The sequence below is a fragment of the Pseudomonas sp. Sample_20 genome (assembly GCF_004307585.1).
Taxonomy (GTDB): Bacteria; Pseudomonadota; Gammaproteobacteria; order Pseudomonadales; family Pseudomonadaceae; genus Aquipseudomonas; species Aquipseudomonas atacamensis.
In genome coordinates this window covers 23,576-40,629 of sequence record NZ_RCOA01000024.1, presented here as the reverse complement: position 1 = coordinate 40,629, position 17,054 = coordinate 23,576, and the positions used below count along the sequence as shown (strand labels likewise).

Genomic DNA, 17,054 nt, shown 5'->3' with positions numbered 1-17,054 from the left:
CAGACTTGCGCGGTTCGCTCGACGGACCGCAACCGGCGCAGGCCGGATTCGTTAAACCCGCCGGGACTACACCGGCCGATGAAAACCACAATTAGGAGAGATCGACAATGAAGCTTCGTCCTCTGCATGACCGCGTCGTCATCCGTCGCAGCGAAGAAGAAAAGAAAACCGCTGGCGGTATCGTCCTGCCAGGTTCGGCTGCTGAAAAAGCCAACCACGGTGTGATTCTCGCTGTAGGCCCGGGCAAAGCTCTGGAAAACGGTGAAGTGCGTGCACTGTCCGTGAAGGAAGGCGACAAGGTTGTGTTCGGTCCTTACTCCGGCAGCAACACTGTGAAAGTCGATGGCGAAGACCTGCTGGTAATGAGCGAGAACGAAATCCTCGCGGTTATCGAAGGCTGATATCCCCGTTCATTTTCCCGCTACTACAAAGTATTTAAGGAATATCGATCATGGCTGCTAAAGAAGTTAAGTTCGGCGATGCCGCCCGTACCAAGATGCTCAAAGGCGTCAACGTTCTGGCTGACGCGGTAAAAGCGACCCTGGGCCCGAAAGGCCGTAACGTGGTTATCGAGAAGAGCTTCGGCGCTCCGACCATCACCAAGGACGGCGTTTCCGTCGCCAAAGAAATCGAACTGGATGACCGCTTCGAAAACATGGGCGCGCAGCTGGTCAAAGACGTTGCCTCCCGTGCCAACGATGACGCTGGTGACGGTACTACCACCGCTACCGTTCTGGCTCAGTCGATCGTCAACGAAGGCCTGAAAGCCGTCGCTGCCGGCATGAACCCGATGGACCTGAAACGCGGTATCGACAAGGCGACCATCGCCATTGTCAAAGAGCTCAAAGCCCTGTCCAAGCCATGCGCTGACTTCAAAGCCATCGCTCAGGTCGGCACCATCTCGGCCAACTCCGACAACTCCATCGGCGACATCATTGCCGAAGCCATGGAAAAAGTCGGTAAAGAAGGCGTGATCACCGTTGAAGAAGGCTCGGGCCTGGAAAACGAACTGTCGGTTGTAGAAGGCATGCAGTTCGACCGTGGCTACCTGTCGCCATACTTCGTCAACAAGCCGGACACCATGGTTGCCGAGCTCGACGGCCCGCTGATCCTGCTGGTCGACAAGAAGATCTCGAACATCCGCGAAATGCTGCCAGTGCTGGAAGCCGTTGCCAAAGCCGGCCGCCCACTGCTGATCGTGGCCGAAGACGTTGAAGGCGAAGCCCTGGCGACTCTGGTTGTGAACAACATGCGTGGCATCGTCAAAGTCGCTGCCGTCAAGGCACCGGGCTTCGGCGACCGTCGCAAGGCCATGCTGCAGGACATCGCTGTTCTGACCGGCGGTACCGTTATCTCCGAAGAGATCGGTCTGAGCCTGGAAAGCACCACCCTGGAGCACCTGGGTAACGCCAAGCGCGTCACCCTGTCCAAGGAAAACACCATCATCGTTGACGGTGCTGGCGTGCAGGCAGACATCGAAGGCCGTATCGCTCAGATCCGCGCCCAGGTTGCCGAAACTTCCTCGGACTACGACCGTGAAAAACTGCAAGAGCGTCTGGCCAAGCTGTCCGGCGGCGTTGCAGTGATCAAGGTTGGCGCTGGTTCCGAAGTTGAAATGAAAGAGAAGAAAGCCCGTGTTGAAGACGCCCTGCACGCAACCCGCGCAGCCGTTGAAGAAGGCGTGGTACCTGGCGGTGGCGTGGCGCTGATCCGTGCTCTGGAAGCACTGACCGAGCTGACCGGCGACAACGCTGACCAGAACGTCGGTATCGCCGTGCTGCGTCGCGCTGTTGAAGCGCCGCTGCGTCAGATCGCTGCCAACTCCGGTGACGAGCCAAGCGTAGTCGTCAACGAAGTGAAGAACGGCAAAGGTAACTTCGGTTACAACGCTGCTTCCGGCGAATACGGCGACATGATCGAAATGGGTATCCTGGACCCAACCAAGGTAACCCGTTCGGCTCTGCAAGCTGCAGCCTCCATCGGCGGTCTGATCCTGACCACCGAAGCAGCGGTTGCCGACGCACCGAAGAAAGAAGGTGCAGCTGGCGGCGGTATGCCAGACATGGGCGGCATGGGTGGCATGGGCGGCATGATGTAAGCCAGCCCTGGCCCTGTAACGCTAAACCCCGCTGGCGAAAGTCAGCGGGGTTTTTTATTGCCCGAATTCCGAAGCTCACTGATAGCCCCTGTGGGAGCGAGCCTGCTCGCGAAAGCGGTCTGTCATCCGACATGCAAGCCAGTTGAGCCGACAATTCGCGAGCAGGCTCGCTCCCACAGGTTGTTTATTTCAGGCGTTGATCGGCTGTGTATTCATCGCTGTCGAAGTCTTGCCAGCCGGGCGATACAGCACCCAGTAATAAGCCCCCAGGCAAATCAGCCAGCAGAAAATCGCCGTCCACACGTTGTGCGAAAAGAAGTGCGCGCCTTGCATCATGCGACTGATCGAGAACACCGAACCCAGCGCAAAGGCGAACACAAACGCCTGCCGCGCCAGTCGCGGGCGGCGGTCACGCAACACGAAGAACAACGCAAACAACGTAAACCCGGTTGCCGCATGGCCACCCGGCCAGCAACGTCCCGGCTTGTCCGTGGCGGGGCGATGCTCCATCAGTTTGCTGTAGGTCTCGTGACCGCCGAATTGCTCCAGGCTCCACGGGCATTGCACGGCAGTGACGGCTTTGACTGGAGTGACAAACGAAGTCGCCAGCCCCAGCGACAGCACCAGGCAACCGAGTTCACGCTTGAACGGTTTCAGCCGTTCGATGAAAAACGCACCGATGAAACCCAGAATGGCAAACACCGAGAAGCCGATCACCAGCTGTTTCGCCCGGTCATGCAGGATGTCTTCAAGAAAATAGCTGTGCCGCCCGATGAAATCCCCGGCGACCGGGTCGTAGAACATTTGCGCCAGAACCATGTCCAGATCGGTCAGTTCGAGCAACAGCAGAATGATCGCCGCCGCTGCGGGAATGCCCAGACACAACCACCAGTTCAGCGGTCTTGAAGCGGGAAGGGCAGAGGTCGGCACCATGGCAGGTTCCTTGGTCGATGAACGGAGGAGAGAGCGTAATCGCGCGGAGTCTGCGCGCGCTGGCGTCGGCGATTTGTTAACCGAAAGTGAAAAAAACGTCGCAGCGCGCGCAGCGCAGGTTTATCGAAAAACGCCCCTAGCCCTGAGCCACACTTGGCCGTAAGCTGCGCGGGCCAAGACGGCCGTTACCCCGTTCGGAGGAGATGTCCATGCGAATTCTGCTGGTCGAAGACAACCGTGACATCCTGGCCAATCTGGCCGATTACCTGGGCATGAAAGGCTATACCGTCGATTGCGCACAAGACGGCTTGTCCGGTCTGCATCTGGCGGCGACCGAGCATTACGACCTGATCGTGCTCGACATCATGCTGCCCGGCATCGACGGCTACACCTTGTGCAAACGCCTGCGCGAAGATGCCCGGCGCGATACGCCGGTGATCATGCTGACCGCCCGCGACCAACTCGACGACCGGCTGCAGGGCTTCAAGTCCGGCGCCGACGATTACCTGATCAAACCGTTTGCGCTGTCCGAGCTGGCCGCCCGCGTCGAAGCGGTCATGCGCCGCGCTCAGGGCGGCGGTCGCCGGGCGTTGCAGGTCGGTGACTTGAGTTACGACCTCGACACCCTGGAAGTGACCCGCGAAGGCAAGCTGCTCAAGCTCAACCCGGTCGGTCTCAAGCTGCTCGCGGTGTTGATGCAGAAGAGTCCGCACGTGCTGCGTCGGGAGATTCTCGAGGAAGCGCTGTGGGGCGATGACTGCCCGGACAGCGACAGCCTGCGCAGCCATGTTCACCAATTGCGCCAGGTGATCGACAAGCCATTCGCCAAGCCACTGCTGCACACCGTGCACGGTGTCGGTTATCGCTTGGCCGAGGGGCGAGATGGAGTTTAAGCAGAGTCTTTCCCAGCGGATCATCATCGCTTTTGCGCTGATGAGCGCACTGGTCGCCGGCGCCTTCGCCATGGGCATCGTTGCAACGGTGCACCTGGTGGAAGAGAAACTGATTTCTGCGGGGCTGGGCGGCGACCTGCAACGCTTGCTGCTGATGGACAACGTCTCCGACTGGAGCCACCGGCCTGAGCCGGATCAGTTGTTCTATTTCAGTGGCGGGCCGGGGGATTTCGACCTGCCCAAGGATCTGCGTCACCTCGATGCCGGTTTCCACGAGGTCTTTCGCGAGCAGCTGTCCTATCACGCCATGGTCGAGGTGGTGGATGGTCGACGCTACGTACTATTGCAGGACCAAAGCGATTTCGAAGAGCGCGAGCGCGTGCTGTTTGCCGTGGTGCTGGTGGGCTTCGTGCTCAGTCTGGCGCTGGCGGTGTTCCTGGGCTGGGTGCTCGCGCGCAAGGTGATGGCGCCGGTGGTGCGCCTGGCGCGGCAGGTCCGGCATCGCGACCAGTTGCTCGGGCTGGCGCCGCCCCTGGCGCCGGATTATGCAGCGGATGAAGTCGGTGAACTGGCGGTGGCGTTCGATGCCACGCTGGGGCGCTTGCGTCAGGCGCTGAACCGCGAGCGTTTGTTCACCAGCGACGTCAGCCACGAATTGCGCACGCCGCTGATGGTCCTCGCCAGTTCCTGCGAACTGCTGCTGGAAAACCCCGGTCTCGATCAGCGCGGTCGCGCCCAGGTCGAGCGCATTGCCCGGGCCAGCGAGGAGATGCGCGAACTGGTGCAGACCTTCCTGATGCTGGCGCGCGCACAAAACGAAGAGGCTGGCGCCGCGCCGCAGCAGAACCTCACGCAAGTCGCCGAGAGCCTGCTGTGCCTGTGGCGCGAGCCGATCGAGCGCAAGGGCCTGAAGCTGATGTTCGAGCCGGGCGATCCACCGGACAGACGTTACAACGCGACCTTGCTCAATGCGGTGATGGGCAACTTGCTGCGTAACGCACTGCATTACACCGAAGAGGGTTTTATTCGCCTTACCCTCACTGCCAACGGTTTTGTCGTCGAGGACTCGGGGGTAGGTATTCCCGAGGAAAAACGCGAGGCGATGTTCGAACCGTTTGTGCGCGGTAGCGAGAAACGTGGCGAGGGTCTCGGCCTGGGCCTGTCGCTGGTCCAGCGCATCTGCGAAAACCAGGGCTGGACGGTCAGTTTGAGCACGATGGAGCCCAATGGCTGCCGATTCGAGGTAGATCTTGGCGTGAATGCCAGCAAATAGTGGCTCGAGGCTACTCCCGCCCACCTGTCTAAATCCTGTATAACGTTGTAATACTTTGCAGATTTACCTGACAGAATTTTCACAATTGGATGACCTGACGCTGACACGCCGCTGCTTAAGGTGGCGTCATCAGAACAGGAGTCCAGATGATGGCCGGCCCGATCAAGCTCGATTTTTCCGAAAAATACGACGACCAACACGCACAACGATATCTGCGCAAGCACCAGCAAAGCCTCGGTCGCCGCCTGTCGCACTGGCGCGATGAGCAAGTCGGTCGCAAGGCCTTGGCGCTGGCGGGAGATCCCGGGCTGGTGCTGGATCTGCCCTGCGGTGCCGGGCGTTTCTGGCCAATGCTCGCGGAGAAGCCCAACCGGGTGATCATCGGCGCGGACAATTCCGAGTCGATGATCAAGACCGCGCTGCAGGGACAACCGGCCGATGTGGTCAAGCGTGTACAACCGCTGCACACCTCGGCATTCGATATCGCTCTGCCGGATAACTCGGTCGACAGCATCTTTTGCATGCGTCTGTTGCACCACATCGGCGAGGCCGAGCACCGTCGGGTGATCCTGCGCGAGTTCGAGCGGGTGACCCGTGACAGCGTGATTGTTTCGTTGTGGGTTGACGGCAATTTCAAGGCCTGGAAGCGCAAGCGCGCCGAGCGGGATCGGCCAAGTCATGATTACCAGAATCGATTTCTGATTCCGGCGGCAATGATCGAGAAAGAATTTGAACAGGCGGGTTTCCGCATTCAGGAACAACTGGACTTCATACCGCTCTATGCGATGTGGCGAGTTTACGTATTACGCAAGAGGTAGAGGATGGCAGTGCAAGCAGCGGTTGAAGCGGATGTCGCTCCCCAGGATCGTTTCGATTATTACTGGAACCAGCGCGGCGAATGGGTTGAAGAGCCCAATGTGCGCCGTGGTGGCGAAAGCGGGGTGCAGCGCATCGTCGACCGTGACGGTCAGCTTTTGTACGCCAAGCGCCAGACCGGGCACATCTATCGCAGTTGGTTGCACCCCTTCGGTCGCCCGACCGTATTGCGTGAACTCGATGCGCTGACCGGCGTAAGCAAACTCGGCGTGCGTGTTCCGCAGATCGTTTTTTGCGGCGCGCAACCGGATCCGCAACACAAGTGGCGCGCGCTGCTCGTCACCAAATCCCTCGACGGTTTCCAGGAACTGGAACACTGGCTGGCCGCTGCCGGTGGTCGCGATCAATGTGGCGACGTGGTCTACGAGAAAGTCCTCAAGGACCTCGCCGAGAACCTGGCGCGCATGCACAAGGGCCGCTGGCAGCACAGCTGCATCTACATCAAACACGTTTTCGTGCGCGTCACCGGTGAAGGTGAAGCGGCGCAGGTTGAAGTGGCGTTGATCGATCTGGAGAAGTGCCGTCAGCGTCTGACACCCTATCGCGCCGCGCAGCATGACATGAAGCAACTGCGTCGCCATTCGTCGTTCCGCGATGCCGACTGGAAAAAACTCGTCTACTTTTATGAGACGGCGTTTGGCAGCGCTATCAAAGGTTTATAGCGATGAAACTCGAAATTGCACGAGGTTTGTTCCTGGTCGGGGCCTTGGCAGTTGCTTCACTGGCGGTGGCTGCCTGGGAGCAGCCGCGCATGCAGGTCATAGGAGCGTCCGGGAACGACGCTCATTGTTCGGTTCCACGGGTGGCGAAAGCCTCCGTGGCGACCCAGCCCGATCATGATTTGCTGTTGTTCATGTTCGGACTGTCCCAAGGGATGAGGCCAGCCAGTTGACACGATTCAAGCCCAAATGAAAGGCCTCGCAGTTGCGAGGCCTTTTTTTGGAATACGGATTGTGTAGGAGCTGGCGAAGGCTGCGATCTTTTGATCTTGCTTGATCGTTCCTACGCTCTGCGTGGGAACGCCTCAAAGGACGCTCCGCGTTCCAATGGGACGCGGAGCGTCCCGAGCTGCATTCCCACGCAGAGCGTGGGAACGATCAAAATACCGCATTCGCGAGCAGGCTCGCTCCCACAGGGAAATGTGCATTATCTGGCATCTGGCTTAGCGAGGAAGGTGTAAACACACGGCAGCACGAACAGCGTAAACAACGTGCCGATCGACATCCCCGTCGCAATCACCATGCCGATATCAAAGCGGCTTACGGCGCCCGCACCGGTGGCCAGAATCAGCGGCACCATGCCGAACACCATTGCCGCCGTCGTCATCAGCACCGGGCGCAAGCGAATTGCTGCCGCTTCCTCCACCGCTTCACGGGCGCTCAGGCCCTTGTCCTTGCGCAACTGGTTGGCGAATTCGACGATCAGGATGCCGTGCTTGCTGATCAGGCCGATCAGCGTCACCAGCCCGACCTGGGTGTAGATGTTCATGCTCGACCAGCCGAGGAACAACGGGATCAGCGCGCCGCAGATCGACAGCGGTACGGTCACCAGAATCACCAACGGATCGCGGAAGCTTTCGAACTGTGCGGCCAGCACCAGAAAGATGATCGCCAACGCCAGGGCAAACGTGACCCACAATGCGCTGCCTTCCTGCACGTACTGGCGCGAGGCACCGCCGTAGTCGAAGGCAAACCCGGCCGGTGCTTCTTCGCGGGCAATCTGCAGCACGGTGTCGATGGCTTCGCCCATGCTCACCAGCGGGAAACCGGAAATCTTCGCCGCGTTGAGCTGCTGGAACTGATTGAGCTGGCGCGGCCGTGCGCGGTCGCTGACCTTGATCAAGGTCGACAGCGGCAGCAATTCGCCCTGGGTGTTTTTCACGTAGTAATTGTTCAGCCAGTCCGGGTTGTCGCGGTAGGCCCGTTCAACCTGGGCGATGACCTTGTAGCTGCGCCCGTCGATGGTGAAGCGGTTGATCTCCGCCTCGCCGAGCAAGGTCGCCAGCGTGCTGCCGAGGTCAAGCATCGACACGCCCATCTGCGCGGCCTTGTCGCGGTCGATATCCACGACTACTTCCGGCTTGTCGAATGCCAGATCGAGGTCGACGAAGGCGAACTTGCCTGACTCCATGGCGCGTTTCTCGATGCGCTCGGCGACTTGCAGCAGCAGCTCGTAGTCATTGGCCGTGTTGACCACGAATTCGAAGGGCAGACCCTCACCGGTGCCGGGCAGGGAGGGCAGGTTGAAACCGAAGATCTGCAGGCCGGGAATGCTCTCCAGTTTGCTCTGCACCTCGGGGAGGATTTCCATCTGCGTGCGGCTGCGCTCGTTCCATGGCTTGAGCAGGAAGCCGCCGATACCGGCCTGCACGCCGTTGTAGCCGTTGATCTGGAACGATGAGTAGTACTCGGGAAACTCCTTGAAGATGGTGATGAATTCGTCGGTGTAGGTGCTCAGGTAGTCGAGGTTGGTCGGCTGCGGTGCGCTGGCCATCATGAAAATGATGCCTTGATCCTCGTCCGGGGCCAGTTCCGACTTGGTGAACTTGAGAAACACCGGAATCAGGCACAGCACGATCACCGCAAACACCAGCACCACCGGCCGGGTATTGAGTGTGCCGTGGAGCATGCTTTGATAACGGCGCTTGAGGCCTTCAAAGACTCGGTCGAGACGATGGGCCAGGCCGCTGGGATTCTCTTCGTGGCGCAGCAGAAACGCGCACATCATCGGCGACAACGTCAGGGCGACGACGCCGGAAATCACCACTGCGCCGGCCAGGGTCAGGGCGAACTCCTTGAACAACGCCCCGGTCAGCCCGGTGAGGAAACCGATCGGCGCATACACCGCCGCCAGGGTGATGGTCATCGACACCACCGGCATGGCAATTTCCCGCGCGCCTTCCAGCGCTGCGTCGAACGGCGTCTTGCCTTCCTCGATATGTCGGTGGATGTTTTCCACCACGACGATCGCATCGTCCACCACCAGACCGATGGCCAGCACCATGGCCAGCAGCGTCAGAAGGTTCATCGAGTAACCCATCATCTGCATGAAGAACATCACGCCGATCATCGACAGCGGAATGGTCACCACCGGGATCACTACCGAACGCAGCGCGCCGAGGAACAGGAACACCACGACGATGACGATCAGCACCGCTTCGAACAGGGTTTTCACCACCTCATCGATGGAGGCCTGAATGAACAGTGTCGCGTCGTAGGCGATTTCGCTTTTCAGGTTCGGCGGCAGCTGCGCTTCCAGCTCGGGCATCAGCTTGCGCACTTCCTTGATCACGTCCAGCGGGTTGGCGCCGGGGGTGGCCTTGATGCCGATATACACCGACGGCGTGCCGCCGAACGAGCTGATCGAATCGTAGTTTTCCGCGCCCATTTCCACCCGCGCGACATCACGCAGCAACACACGGCTGTCGCCATCGACCTTGAGCGGAATCGCCGCGAAGGCCTCGGCGGATTTCAGTTCGGTGTTGGCGTTGATGCTGGTGACGGTGTACTCGCCTTTCACCTCGCCGGCAGCGGAGAGGAAGTTGTACTGGCGCACCGCAGCGGTCACGTCGGCGGCACTGAGGCCGAAGCCGGCGAGTTTCACCGGGTCGAGCCACAGACGCATGGCGAACACCTGATTGCCGAGAATTTCCGCTTCGGCCATGCCCGGCAGCGTCGCCAGTTTTGGCTGGATGACCCGCGACAGATAGTCGGTGATCTGCGGGTTGCTCAGGTCCTTGCTGAAGAAACTGATGTACATCAGCGCCGAAGCGTCGGCGGATTCCTTGCTCAGCACCGGGTCTTCGGCGTCCTGCGGCAGCTTGTTCTTCACCTCGTTGGCCTTGGCCAGCAGTTCGGTGAACAAGCGGTCGGTGTTGGCACCGATGCGCGCGTAGATCGAAATCACCGAGAAGTTCTGCCGGCTGACCGAGGTCATGTAATCGATGCCCTCGGCGCTGGCCAGGCTCTGTTGCATCGGCTGGGTGATGTAGCCCTGAATGGTTTCGGCGTTGGCCCCGGGATAAGCCGTGGTCACCGTGATCAGGGCGTTTTCCATTTGTGGGTACTGGCGCAGCGGCAGCTTGCTCCAGGCCTGAAAGCCCAGCAGCACAATCAGCAGGCTGACCACGGTGGCGAGCACCGGGCGGCGGATGAACGGATCGGTAAAAGCCATGGGGATTCCTTGATCAGTCGGCGCGAGGCGGACTGTTCTGCTCGCCGAGGGTCTTGTCGTCGCTGATGGCAATGTGGGCGCCGTTGTCCAGTTTGATCTGGCCAGCCGTCACCACTTGTTCGCCGCTCTGCACGCCCTTGTTGATCATCACCAGGCCATCGCGGCGTTCACCGGTTTCGACGAAACGACGTTCGGCGATCAGCAGCGGTTGGCCGTTTTCATCCTTGGCGACGCTGCCGTCCTCGGCCTTCTTCTGCCCGACCACATAAACCGAGTTGCCGTACAGGGTGTAGGTGATCGCGCTTTCCGGCACGACGATGTGCTTCTGCGGATCGGGCAGCAGCACTTCAAGGCTGGCGAACATCCCCGGCAGCAGCTTGCCGTCGGGGTTGGCCAGGGTGGCGCGGACGAGGATATTGCGCGTGGTGCTTTCGACGATCGGGTTGATTGCGCTGATCTTGCCGACGAAGTTCTGCCCCGGATAAGCGGCGACGGTGAACTGCACGGGCTGGCCGATAGCGAGTTTTGGCACCGCTTGTTCCGGCACGTAGAAGTCAGCGTAGAGGCTGCTCAAATCCTGCAACGTGGCGATTTTGGTACCGCTGGCGAGGTAGTCGCCTACGTCGACCTGGCGGATGCCGATGGTGCCGCTGAATGGCGCGAGGATGCGCTTTTTCGCCAGCGACGCGTTGAGCTGATTGACCGTGGCCTTGTTCTTTTGCAGCACGGCGGAGAGGCGGTCGTACTCGCCTTTGGAGATCGCGCGGCTGTCGACCAGTTGCGCGCCACGGCCGAAGTCCAGTTGCGCCAGGCCCAGATCAGCCTTGGCGGTTTCCAGCAGAGCGGTCTCTACGGCGCTGTCGAGTTGCAGCAACGGTTGCCCGGCCTTGACCTTCTGCCCGGATTCGAATTTGAGTTCAGTGACGGTGCCGGCGACTTCCAGACTCAAGTCGACACCTTGCAGGGCCTTGAGCGTGCCGACGGTGGGAAGGCGCATCTGCCACGGCTGTTCGCCGGCAGTGGCCACGGCGACGCTGATCGGCGGCTTGGGCTTGGAAAAGCCCTGGATCATCGTGTAGATCGAAAAGGCTTTGTATCCGCCCAGCACCAGGACGAGCAGCAAAACAACACCCAACATGATCAGCATGCGGCGACGCAGCATATGTCCAGTTCCTTGGATAAATCATGAGACAGGCGGGCACATTACTCCGAGTCAGGTGGGGATTCCAACTGGCAGTGTTTACAGGTGCAGCGGGACACAATCCTGTGGTGAGGGGATTTATCCCCGTTGGGCTGCGAAGCGGCCCCCTGAATCCTTCAGTCATACCGCAATTGCAGTTTTAAGGGCGGCTGCGCCACCCAACGGGGATAAATCCCCTCGCCACAGGATGGGGGGCCATCTCAAAAATGAGCGGGTATCAGGCCATCAAGTGCAGATGGTTGTCCCAGAGCCCCGCCGGCAATTCCAGCGGCTTGGCCAGCAGCTGTTCCTGCCGGCAATCGTAGTAACGGCAACGGCCCTGACCCGAAGTCACGACAAAGCCATCCTTTACCGCACCGACGCCGGCGCAATCAGGCAAAGGCGCATCGAGGCGCAGTTCGCCGCTGTCCAGATCCCAGATAAAGAAGCGATTGCCGCGCGGCGCTGTCAACGCGACCAGACGCAGGTCGCTGTGCACCGCGACGCTGGCGGTGTAGTGCCCCATCGCCTGCAACTGATCTTCCGCTACCGGGAACGCCACGAACGCTTGCCCGGGTCGCTTGATCGCCAACAGCTCCGAGCGCTCGTGGGACGGCCCCATGAATTGCTGGCCGGCGACGATGGTGCCGTCACTGGCGATGCCCAGGTGGCGCACGCTGTTCATCTGCTGGGCGAGGGTTTCCTTGCTCAGCAATGTGCCGTCGCGCTGCATCAGCACCAGGCTTGGCTCCATGGCGTTAAGGTTCATATCGACGCGGCTCTCCGCCTCGGTGCGAATCCCGCCGTTGGCCACCACCAGCGTCTCGCCGTCGGGCATCCACGACACCTGATGCGGGCCGAGGCCGTGGGTAGAGATCTCGCCTGTGTGCACCAGCCGTTCGCCCTCGAATTTGTACACGCCGAGCAGGCCACGGCCGGGATCGCTCGTGTCGTTCTCGGTGGCATACAGGTATTCGCCGTCCTTGTGCACCACGGCGTGGCCATAGAAGTGCCGGTTCGGCTGCGAGGTCACGGTCTGCAGCAACGTGCCGTCGCGCAGGTCGATCAGGTAACTCTCGGTTCCCGGACGTCGCGCAACGAACAGCGCCAGCGGCTGCGTCGGATGATTGATGATGTCGTGACAACGCTGGCCGACGTGGGTAGCGAACACCCGCGTACCGTCGAGCCGATAGCCGACGGCGTAATGCTTGCCGTCAGTATCGTCGCGCGCCGACAGCAACAGCGGGCTCTGATCCTTGCGTTTGAACAGCGTCCAGCCGCCCAGCGTCACTGCTCCCAGCAGTGCACTACCTAAAGTCAGAACCTGACGTCGCAGCATGGCACTCGCCCTCATCAGTCACCGTCGTTGGCGTTGAAGCCCAGTTGGATGCCCAGCGCCTTGGCCAGCTCGCCTTCATGCAGGCGATGGACGACGTTGAGGCTGTCGTAGATATCGTTGAGTTGCTGGCGACCGGCGTCGTCTTCAAGCATTTCGCCGAGCGAACGCTGGGTGCTGTCGAACAGTTTCAGCGAAGCGGCGTAAGCGGCATCGATCTTGTCGGCCAACGGCTTCTGCTCGGCCGGCAGCAGACCGCGCAGGCCTTTGTTGTCGACGCCTTCCCAGACGGTTTTGGCGGCGGCAAGGCTGGCTTCCAGCGCCGTCAGCGACGACTGGCTGCGCCACGCATCCGCCTGGAACGGCTGCGGCACGCCTTTGCTCTGACGGCCCATTGGCGTGCCGAGTTTTTTCTTCAGGGTATCCAGTGCCGTCACTTGTACGCGCAGCAGATCGGCGATCGCTTCGTGGGAGTCGGCGTAGCGCTGGTTGGGGAACTTGCTCATCTGCGCGAGCATGCCGTCGGTGTTGTTCCAGCCCTGCAGGATCTCTTCGGCCAGTTGCTTCTGGCGTTCGCCGATGGCGATCAGCAGCGGGCAGTACTTGGCTTTCTGCGCATCGTTGGCGACGTCAGGCTTGGCGTCGAAGAGGATGTATTCGTAAGCCGACAGTCCCTGCACCACGACGCTGGATTTGGCCAGCGCGGCGGCGTCGATCTGCGGCTGGGCGACGACCAGTTGCTCGACCTGACGGCCGACGAGGTTTTTCTTGTCCGGCCAGAACTGCACTTGCCACGAACGATTGCCTTCGGCCAGCGGACCGATCAGCAGCGGTTGCAGTTCGGCCCAGGCTTTCTGCGCGTGAAGGAAATCGGCACGGGCGGTTTCCAGGGTCTCTTTGCCCTGGCAGTAGGCGAGGGCGCTGACTGCCAGTTGCTTGTCGGCTTCGACCCAGCGAGTGTAGGTCGGCAGGATCACCGATTTGGCGATCGCCGCCGAAGTGACCGCTTGCGGGTCCTGCGGCGAGCAGGCGCCGAGGGCGAGCGCGGCAAGGCTGGTGAACAGTAACTTGGGACGGAACATGTCGGGCTCCCGATGTTTTTTCAGTATTTAAAGTGAGTTCAGAAACGCCAGCAACGCAGCGCGCTGCTCGGCATTGAAAGACAAAACCTGCTGCTGCGCCGCCGTCGCTTCGCCGCCATGCCAGAGCACCGCTTCGAGCAGGTTGCGTGCGCGGCCGTCATGCAAAAACTGGGTGTGACCGCTGACCGCTTGCGTCAGACCAATCCCCCACAACGGCGGGGTGCGCCAGTCGCGGCCGGAGGCCTTGAATTCCGTGCGGTTGTCCGCCAGGCCTTCGCCCATGTCATGCAGCAGCAAGTCGCTGTATGGACGAATCACCTGATTGGCCAATTCCGGTTCGGCGGCATCGGCGGCAGTGGTGTATTTCGGCGTGTGACACGACTGGCAACCGGCCTGGAAAAACAGATTCTTGCCGGCCAGCACCTGTGGATCGTTGACGCCACGGCGCGCCGGCACTGCGAGATTGCGGCTGTAGAACAGCACCAGCCGCAGGATGTTGTCGCTGACTTCCGGCTCGCCGTCCGGGCCATTACCGTTCGGCGCCTGTTTGCAGGCAGTCTGCGCCTCGGTGCAATCGTCGAACGGCCGCAGGCTGGTGGTCAGGCCCATGTCACCGGAGAACGCGTGAACGTTCTGCTGATTGAGATTCGGCTGCCCGGCTTTCCAGCCGAACCGGCCGACGACGGTTTTCTGCAACTGGTCATCCCAGACACGGTTGGGCCGGCCGTTGATGCCGTTGTTCTCCTTGGCTTGCGCGGCAGCGTTGGCGAGGATCGCTTGCTCAGGGATGGCTTCGAGCAGGCCCAGACCAATCATCGGCGGCGCCACCCGCGCGGAAAAACGCGTGTCCGGGTGCATCGGGCCGTAACCGAGTTGAGTGATCTGCAGGGTCGGTTTGCGCAACTCGACTTCAGTGCCGTCCTTGAAGCGTACCGGCACCGGCGTGTAGTCGACCCGCACCTTGCCTTCCGGGGCGACGCCGGGCACGGCCATGTCCTGGAACTGCCCGCCATACACCGGCTCCGGCACTACGCCGAGCTGTTCGATGACTTTGGCGTATTGCGGCGCGTCGGGAATCGACAGGCGCACCAGCATCGACACTGCATTGCTTGCATCAGGTGCCGGCGGATGCCCGCGACCGTCCTTGATGTGGCAGTTCTGGCAGGCGTTGGTATTGAACAGCGGGCCGAGGCCGTCGCGCGCCGTGGTGGTCGACGGCGCGATCACCCACGGGCTGCGAAAGAAACTGTTGCCGACACTGAAGTCCACGCGCCGCGACGGCGGCAGGTTGGCCGATGGCAGGGAGAAGGCGTTCTGATCGCTCTTGCGCACAGTCGCCGCACCGCCCGAACGCGCTTCCCCCGGCTCGGCCTTGGTGAAACGCGGGGCGTCATCGCAGGCACTCAGGCCCAGGGCCAGCAACAGTGCGGACAAGCGAAGCGGCAACGACAGCATCAGACATCCTGCAAACGGGCGAAAACAAAGGCGCAAAGTCTAACAGGGCGGGGGAGTTTGAATAAGAGGAATTATCGTTTGCTTGATAACGCGCAAGCCTTGAAGCGCATGCCAACACTGTGGGAGCGAGCCTGCTCGCGAAAGCGGCGCCCGACGCGCTGAAAATGCTGCGCCGGATCAAGCCTTCGCGAGCAGGCTCGCTCCCACAGGGATAGTGGTGTGCCAATAATGAAAAAGGCGACCCGAAGGTCGCCTCTTTTTGAGCGGACGCTGCAATCAGAATTCGTGATCGGCGCTGTCCGGGTTCAGGTCGCTGATGCCCAGTTTGCCGGCAGCGGCTTCGATCGAGCCGGTCTGCTTGACCAGCGCGGCGATGGCGTCGCGAACCACCTGGTTGCCAACGGTGTTGCCGGCAGCGATCAACTGGTCGTAGTGCTCACCCTTGTTGGCGTGATCGACCATGACCTGGATCTTCGCTTCGGTCGCGGCCAGATCGGCTTTCAGCGCGGTGTCGGCAGCCGGATCGGCCTTGGCCACCAGCGACGACAGGCTGGCGCCGGTCATCTTGGTGCCGTCAACACGGGTGTACTCGCCCAGGTAAACGTTACGCACGCCTTTGGCGTCGTAGAAGTGCGAGTAGTGGGTGTTGTCGCTGAAGCAATCCTGCTCGTCTTCGGGGGAGTTGGCTTCCAGGGAAACCTTCATGCGTTCGCCCGCCAGTTCACCCAGCGACAGGCTGCCCATGCCGAAGAGCATTTTGCGCAGGCCGGTTTCGCCTGGCTCGGCTTCCAGGGTGGCGCGGTAGTTGTCGGCCACGTTCGGCTTCCAGTTGCCGACCATTTCTTCCAGGTCGCTCACCAGCAGTTGGGTCACGGCTTTCAGGTAGGCACGACGACGCTCGTTATGACCACCGGTGGCGCCGGCGCCTTCCAGATAGTCCGAGGCCGGACGGTTGCCAGCGCCAGGGCCGGTGCCGTTCAGATCCTGGCCCCAGAGCAGGAATTCGATCGCGTGGTAGCCGGTGGCAACGTTCGCCTCGGAACCGCCCAGCTCGTTGAGGCTGGCGAGTTTTTCCGGGGTGATCTCTTTCACGTCGACTTTGTCTTCGCCGACCTGCACTTCGGTGTTGGCGATGATGTTGGCGCTGGCGCCCGGGTTACCCAGTGCGTGCTCGTAGGATTTGTCGACGTAGTCGATCAGGCCTTCGTCCAGCGGCCAGGCGTTAACCTGACCTTCCCAATCGTCAATGATGGTGTTGCCGAAGCGGAATACTTCGCTCTGCAGGTACGGCACGCGTGCGGCGACCCAGGCAGCCTTGGCGGCTTTGAGGGTGTCGGCGTTCGGCTTGGCGAGGAACGCGTCGACCGCGCTCTGCAGGGTTTTCGCGGTGGATTCGGCATCGCTGTAAACGGCGAAGACCATGTCGGCATAGTGCGCGACCACAGCCTTGGCGGCGGCATCGTCAACTTTACCGGCGGCAGGAGCAGGTGCAGCGGCAGGGGCTGGAGCAGCGCTGCTGGAAGCCGGAGTCATTTCGGAGGCTTTTTCTTTGTCCTTGCCTTCGCCGCAACCGGCGAGGGAAATAGCGATGGCCAGCAGACTGGCGGTAGCCAGAGGCATACGAATCATGGCGAACATCCTGCTTCGGTAGTTGAGTGGACTGGCGCCGGTGGCGCGCAAAACTGCGACATAATGCAAATCTTTCGCATTATGTGTAAAGGCGTGCTTGGAAATATTTCTTATTTAGGCAGGTGT

The 17,054-nt window shown here is 60.9% G+C and carries 14 protein-coding genes; 7 read left to right on the top strand and 7 right to left on the bottom strand.

The window, feature by feature from the left end:
* Positions 1–107 precede the first annotated feature (107 nt).
* Entirely contained in the window at positions 108–401 is a 294-nt protein-coding gene (locus D8U70_RS06720; RefSeq protein ID WP_007916610.1) for a co-chaperone GroES, read from the top strand.
* A gap of 50 nt (positions 402–451) precedes the next feature.
* A complete protein-coding gene (gene groL, locus D8U70_RS06715; protein WP_016773419.1) occupies positions 452–2,098 on the top strand; it encodes a chaperonin GroEL in 1,647 nt (548 codons plus the stop codon).
* A 189-nt stretch (positions 2,099–2,287) separates the two neighbouring features.
* Here the strand turns inward: groL and D8U70_RS06710 are convergent, their stop codons facing one another.
* A complete protein-coding gene (locus D8U70_RS06710; protein WP_123443728.1) occupies positions 2,288–3,031 on the bottom strand; it encodes a phosphatase PAP2 family protein in 744 nt (247 codons plus the stop codon).
* 209 nt (positions 3,032–3,240) lie between these two features.
* Here D8U70_RS06710 and colR point away from each other — a divergent pair, with 209 nt between their 5' ends.
* From colR to D8U70_RS06685, 5 genes are all read left to right on the top strand, one after another.
* Positions 3,241–3,924, top strand: a complete 684-nt coding sequence (gene colR, locus D8U70_RS06705; RefSeq protein WP_016773421.1) for a two-component system response regulator ColR — start codon at positions 3,241–3,243, stop codon at positions 3,922–3,924.
* Positions 3,914–5,197, top strand: coding sequence for a HAMP domain-containing sensor histidine kinase (locus D8U70_RS06700; protein ID WP_073473133.1), 1,284 nt, complete (start codon positions 3,914–3,916; stop codon positions 5,195–5,197). Before colR ends, D8U70_RS06700 begins: the two co-directional genes overlap by 11 nt.
* A 149-nt stretch (positions 5,198–5,346) precedes the next feature.
* Positions 5,347–6,015 (top strand): class I SAM-dependent methyltransferase, encoded by a 669-nt coding sequence (locus tag D8U70_RS06695; RefSeq protein WP_110646279.1) that lies wholly within the window; start codon positions 5,347–5,349, stop codon positions 6,013–6,015.
* A 3-nt stretch (positions 6,016–6,018) separates the two neighbouring features.
* Positions 6,019–6,735, top strand: a complete 717-nt coding sequence (locus tag D8U70_RS06690) for a lipopolysaccharide kinase InaA family protein (RefSeq protein WP_024014147.1) — start codon at positions 6,019–6,021, stop codon at positions 6,733–6,735.
* Between the two features lie 2 nt (positions 6,736–6,737).
* A complete protein-coding gene (locus tag D8U70_RS06685) occupies positions 6,738–6,965 on the top strand; it encodes a hypothetical protein (RefSeq protein ID WP_016773424.1) in 228 nt (75 codons plus the stop codon).
* Positions 6,966–7,219: 254 nt separating this feature from the next.
* On the opposite strand, the gene D8U70_RS06680 is transcribed toward D8U70_RS06685, so the two are convergent.
* From D8U70_RS06680 to D8U70_RS06655, 6 genes are all read right to left on the bottom strand, one after another.
* Entirely contained in the window at positions 7,220–10,246 is a 3,027-nt protein-coding gene (locus D8U70_RS06680; RefSeq protein ID WP_016773425.1) for a multidrug efflux RND transporter permease subunit, read from the bottom strand.
* Positions 10,247–10,259: 13 nt separating this feature from the next.
* Positions 10,260–11,408: an efflux RND transporter periplasmic adaptor subunit gene (locus D8U70_RS06675; protein WP_130928516.1), complete on the bottom strand. Its 1,149-nt coding sequence runs from the start codon at positions 11,406–11,408 to the stop codon at positions 10,260–10,262.
* A 256-nt stretch (positions 11,409–11,664) separates the two neighbouring features.
* Positions 11,665–12,765 carry a DUF1513 domain-containing protein gene (locus D8U70_RS06670; RefSeq protein WP_071173419.1) on the bottom strand — a complete coding sequence of 367 codons (1,101 nt, stop codon included), beginning with the start codon at positions 12,763–12,765 and terminating at the stop codon, positions 11,665–11,667.
* Between the two features lie 14 nt (positions 12,766–12,779).
* The gene (locus tag D8U70_RS06665) at positions 12,780–13,844 is read right to left on the bottom strand and encodes an imelysin family protein (RefSeq protein WP_122507745.1); all 1,065 of its coding nucleotides are present in this window, start codon (positions 13,842–13,844) and stop codon (positions 12,780–12,782) included.
* A 27-nt stretch (positions 13,845–13,871) separates the two neighbouring features.
* Positions 13,872–15,299, bottom strand: coding sequence for a di-heme oxidoredictase family protein (locus D8U70_RS06660; RefSeq protein WP_130928515.1), 1,428 nt, complete (start codon positions 15,297–15,299; stop codon positions 13,872–13,874).
* A 276-nt stretch (positions 15,300–15,575) separates the two neighbouring features.
* Positions 15,576–16,928 (bottom strand): imelysin family protein, encoded by a 1,353-nt coding sequence (locus D8U70_RS06655; protein ID WP_130928514.1) that lies wholly within the window; start codon positions 16,926–16,928, stop codon positions 15,576–15,578.
* Positions 16,929–17,054: the final 126 nt, after the last annotated feature.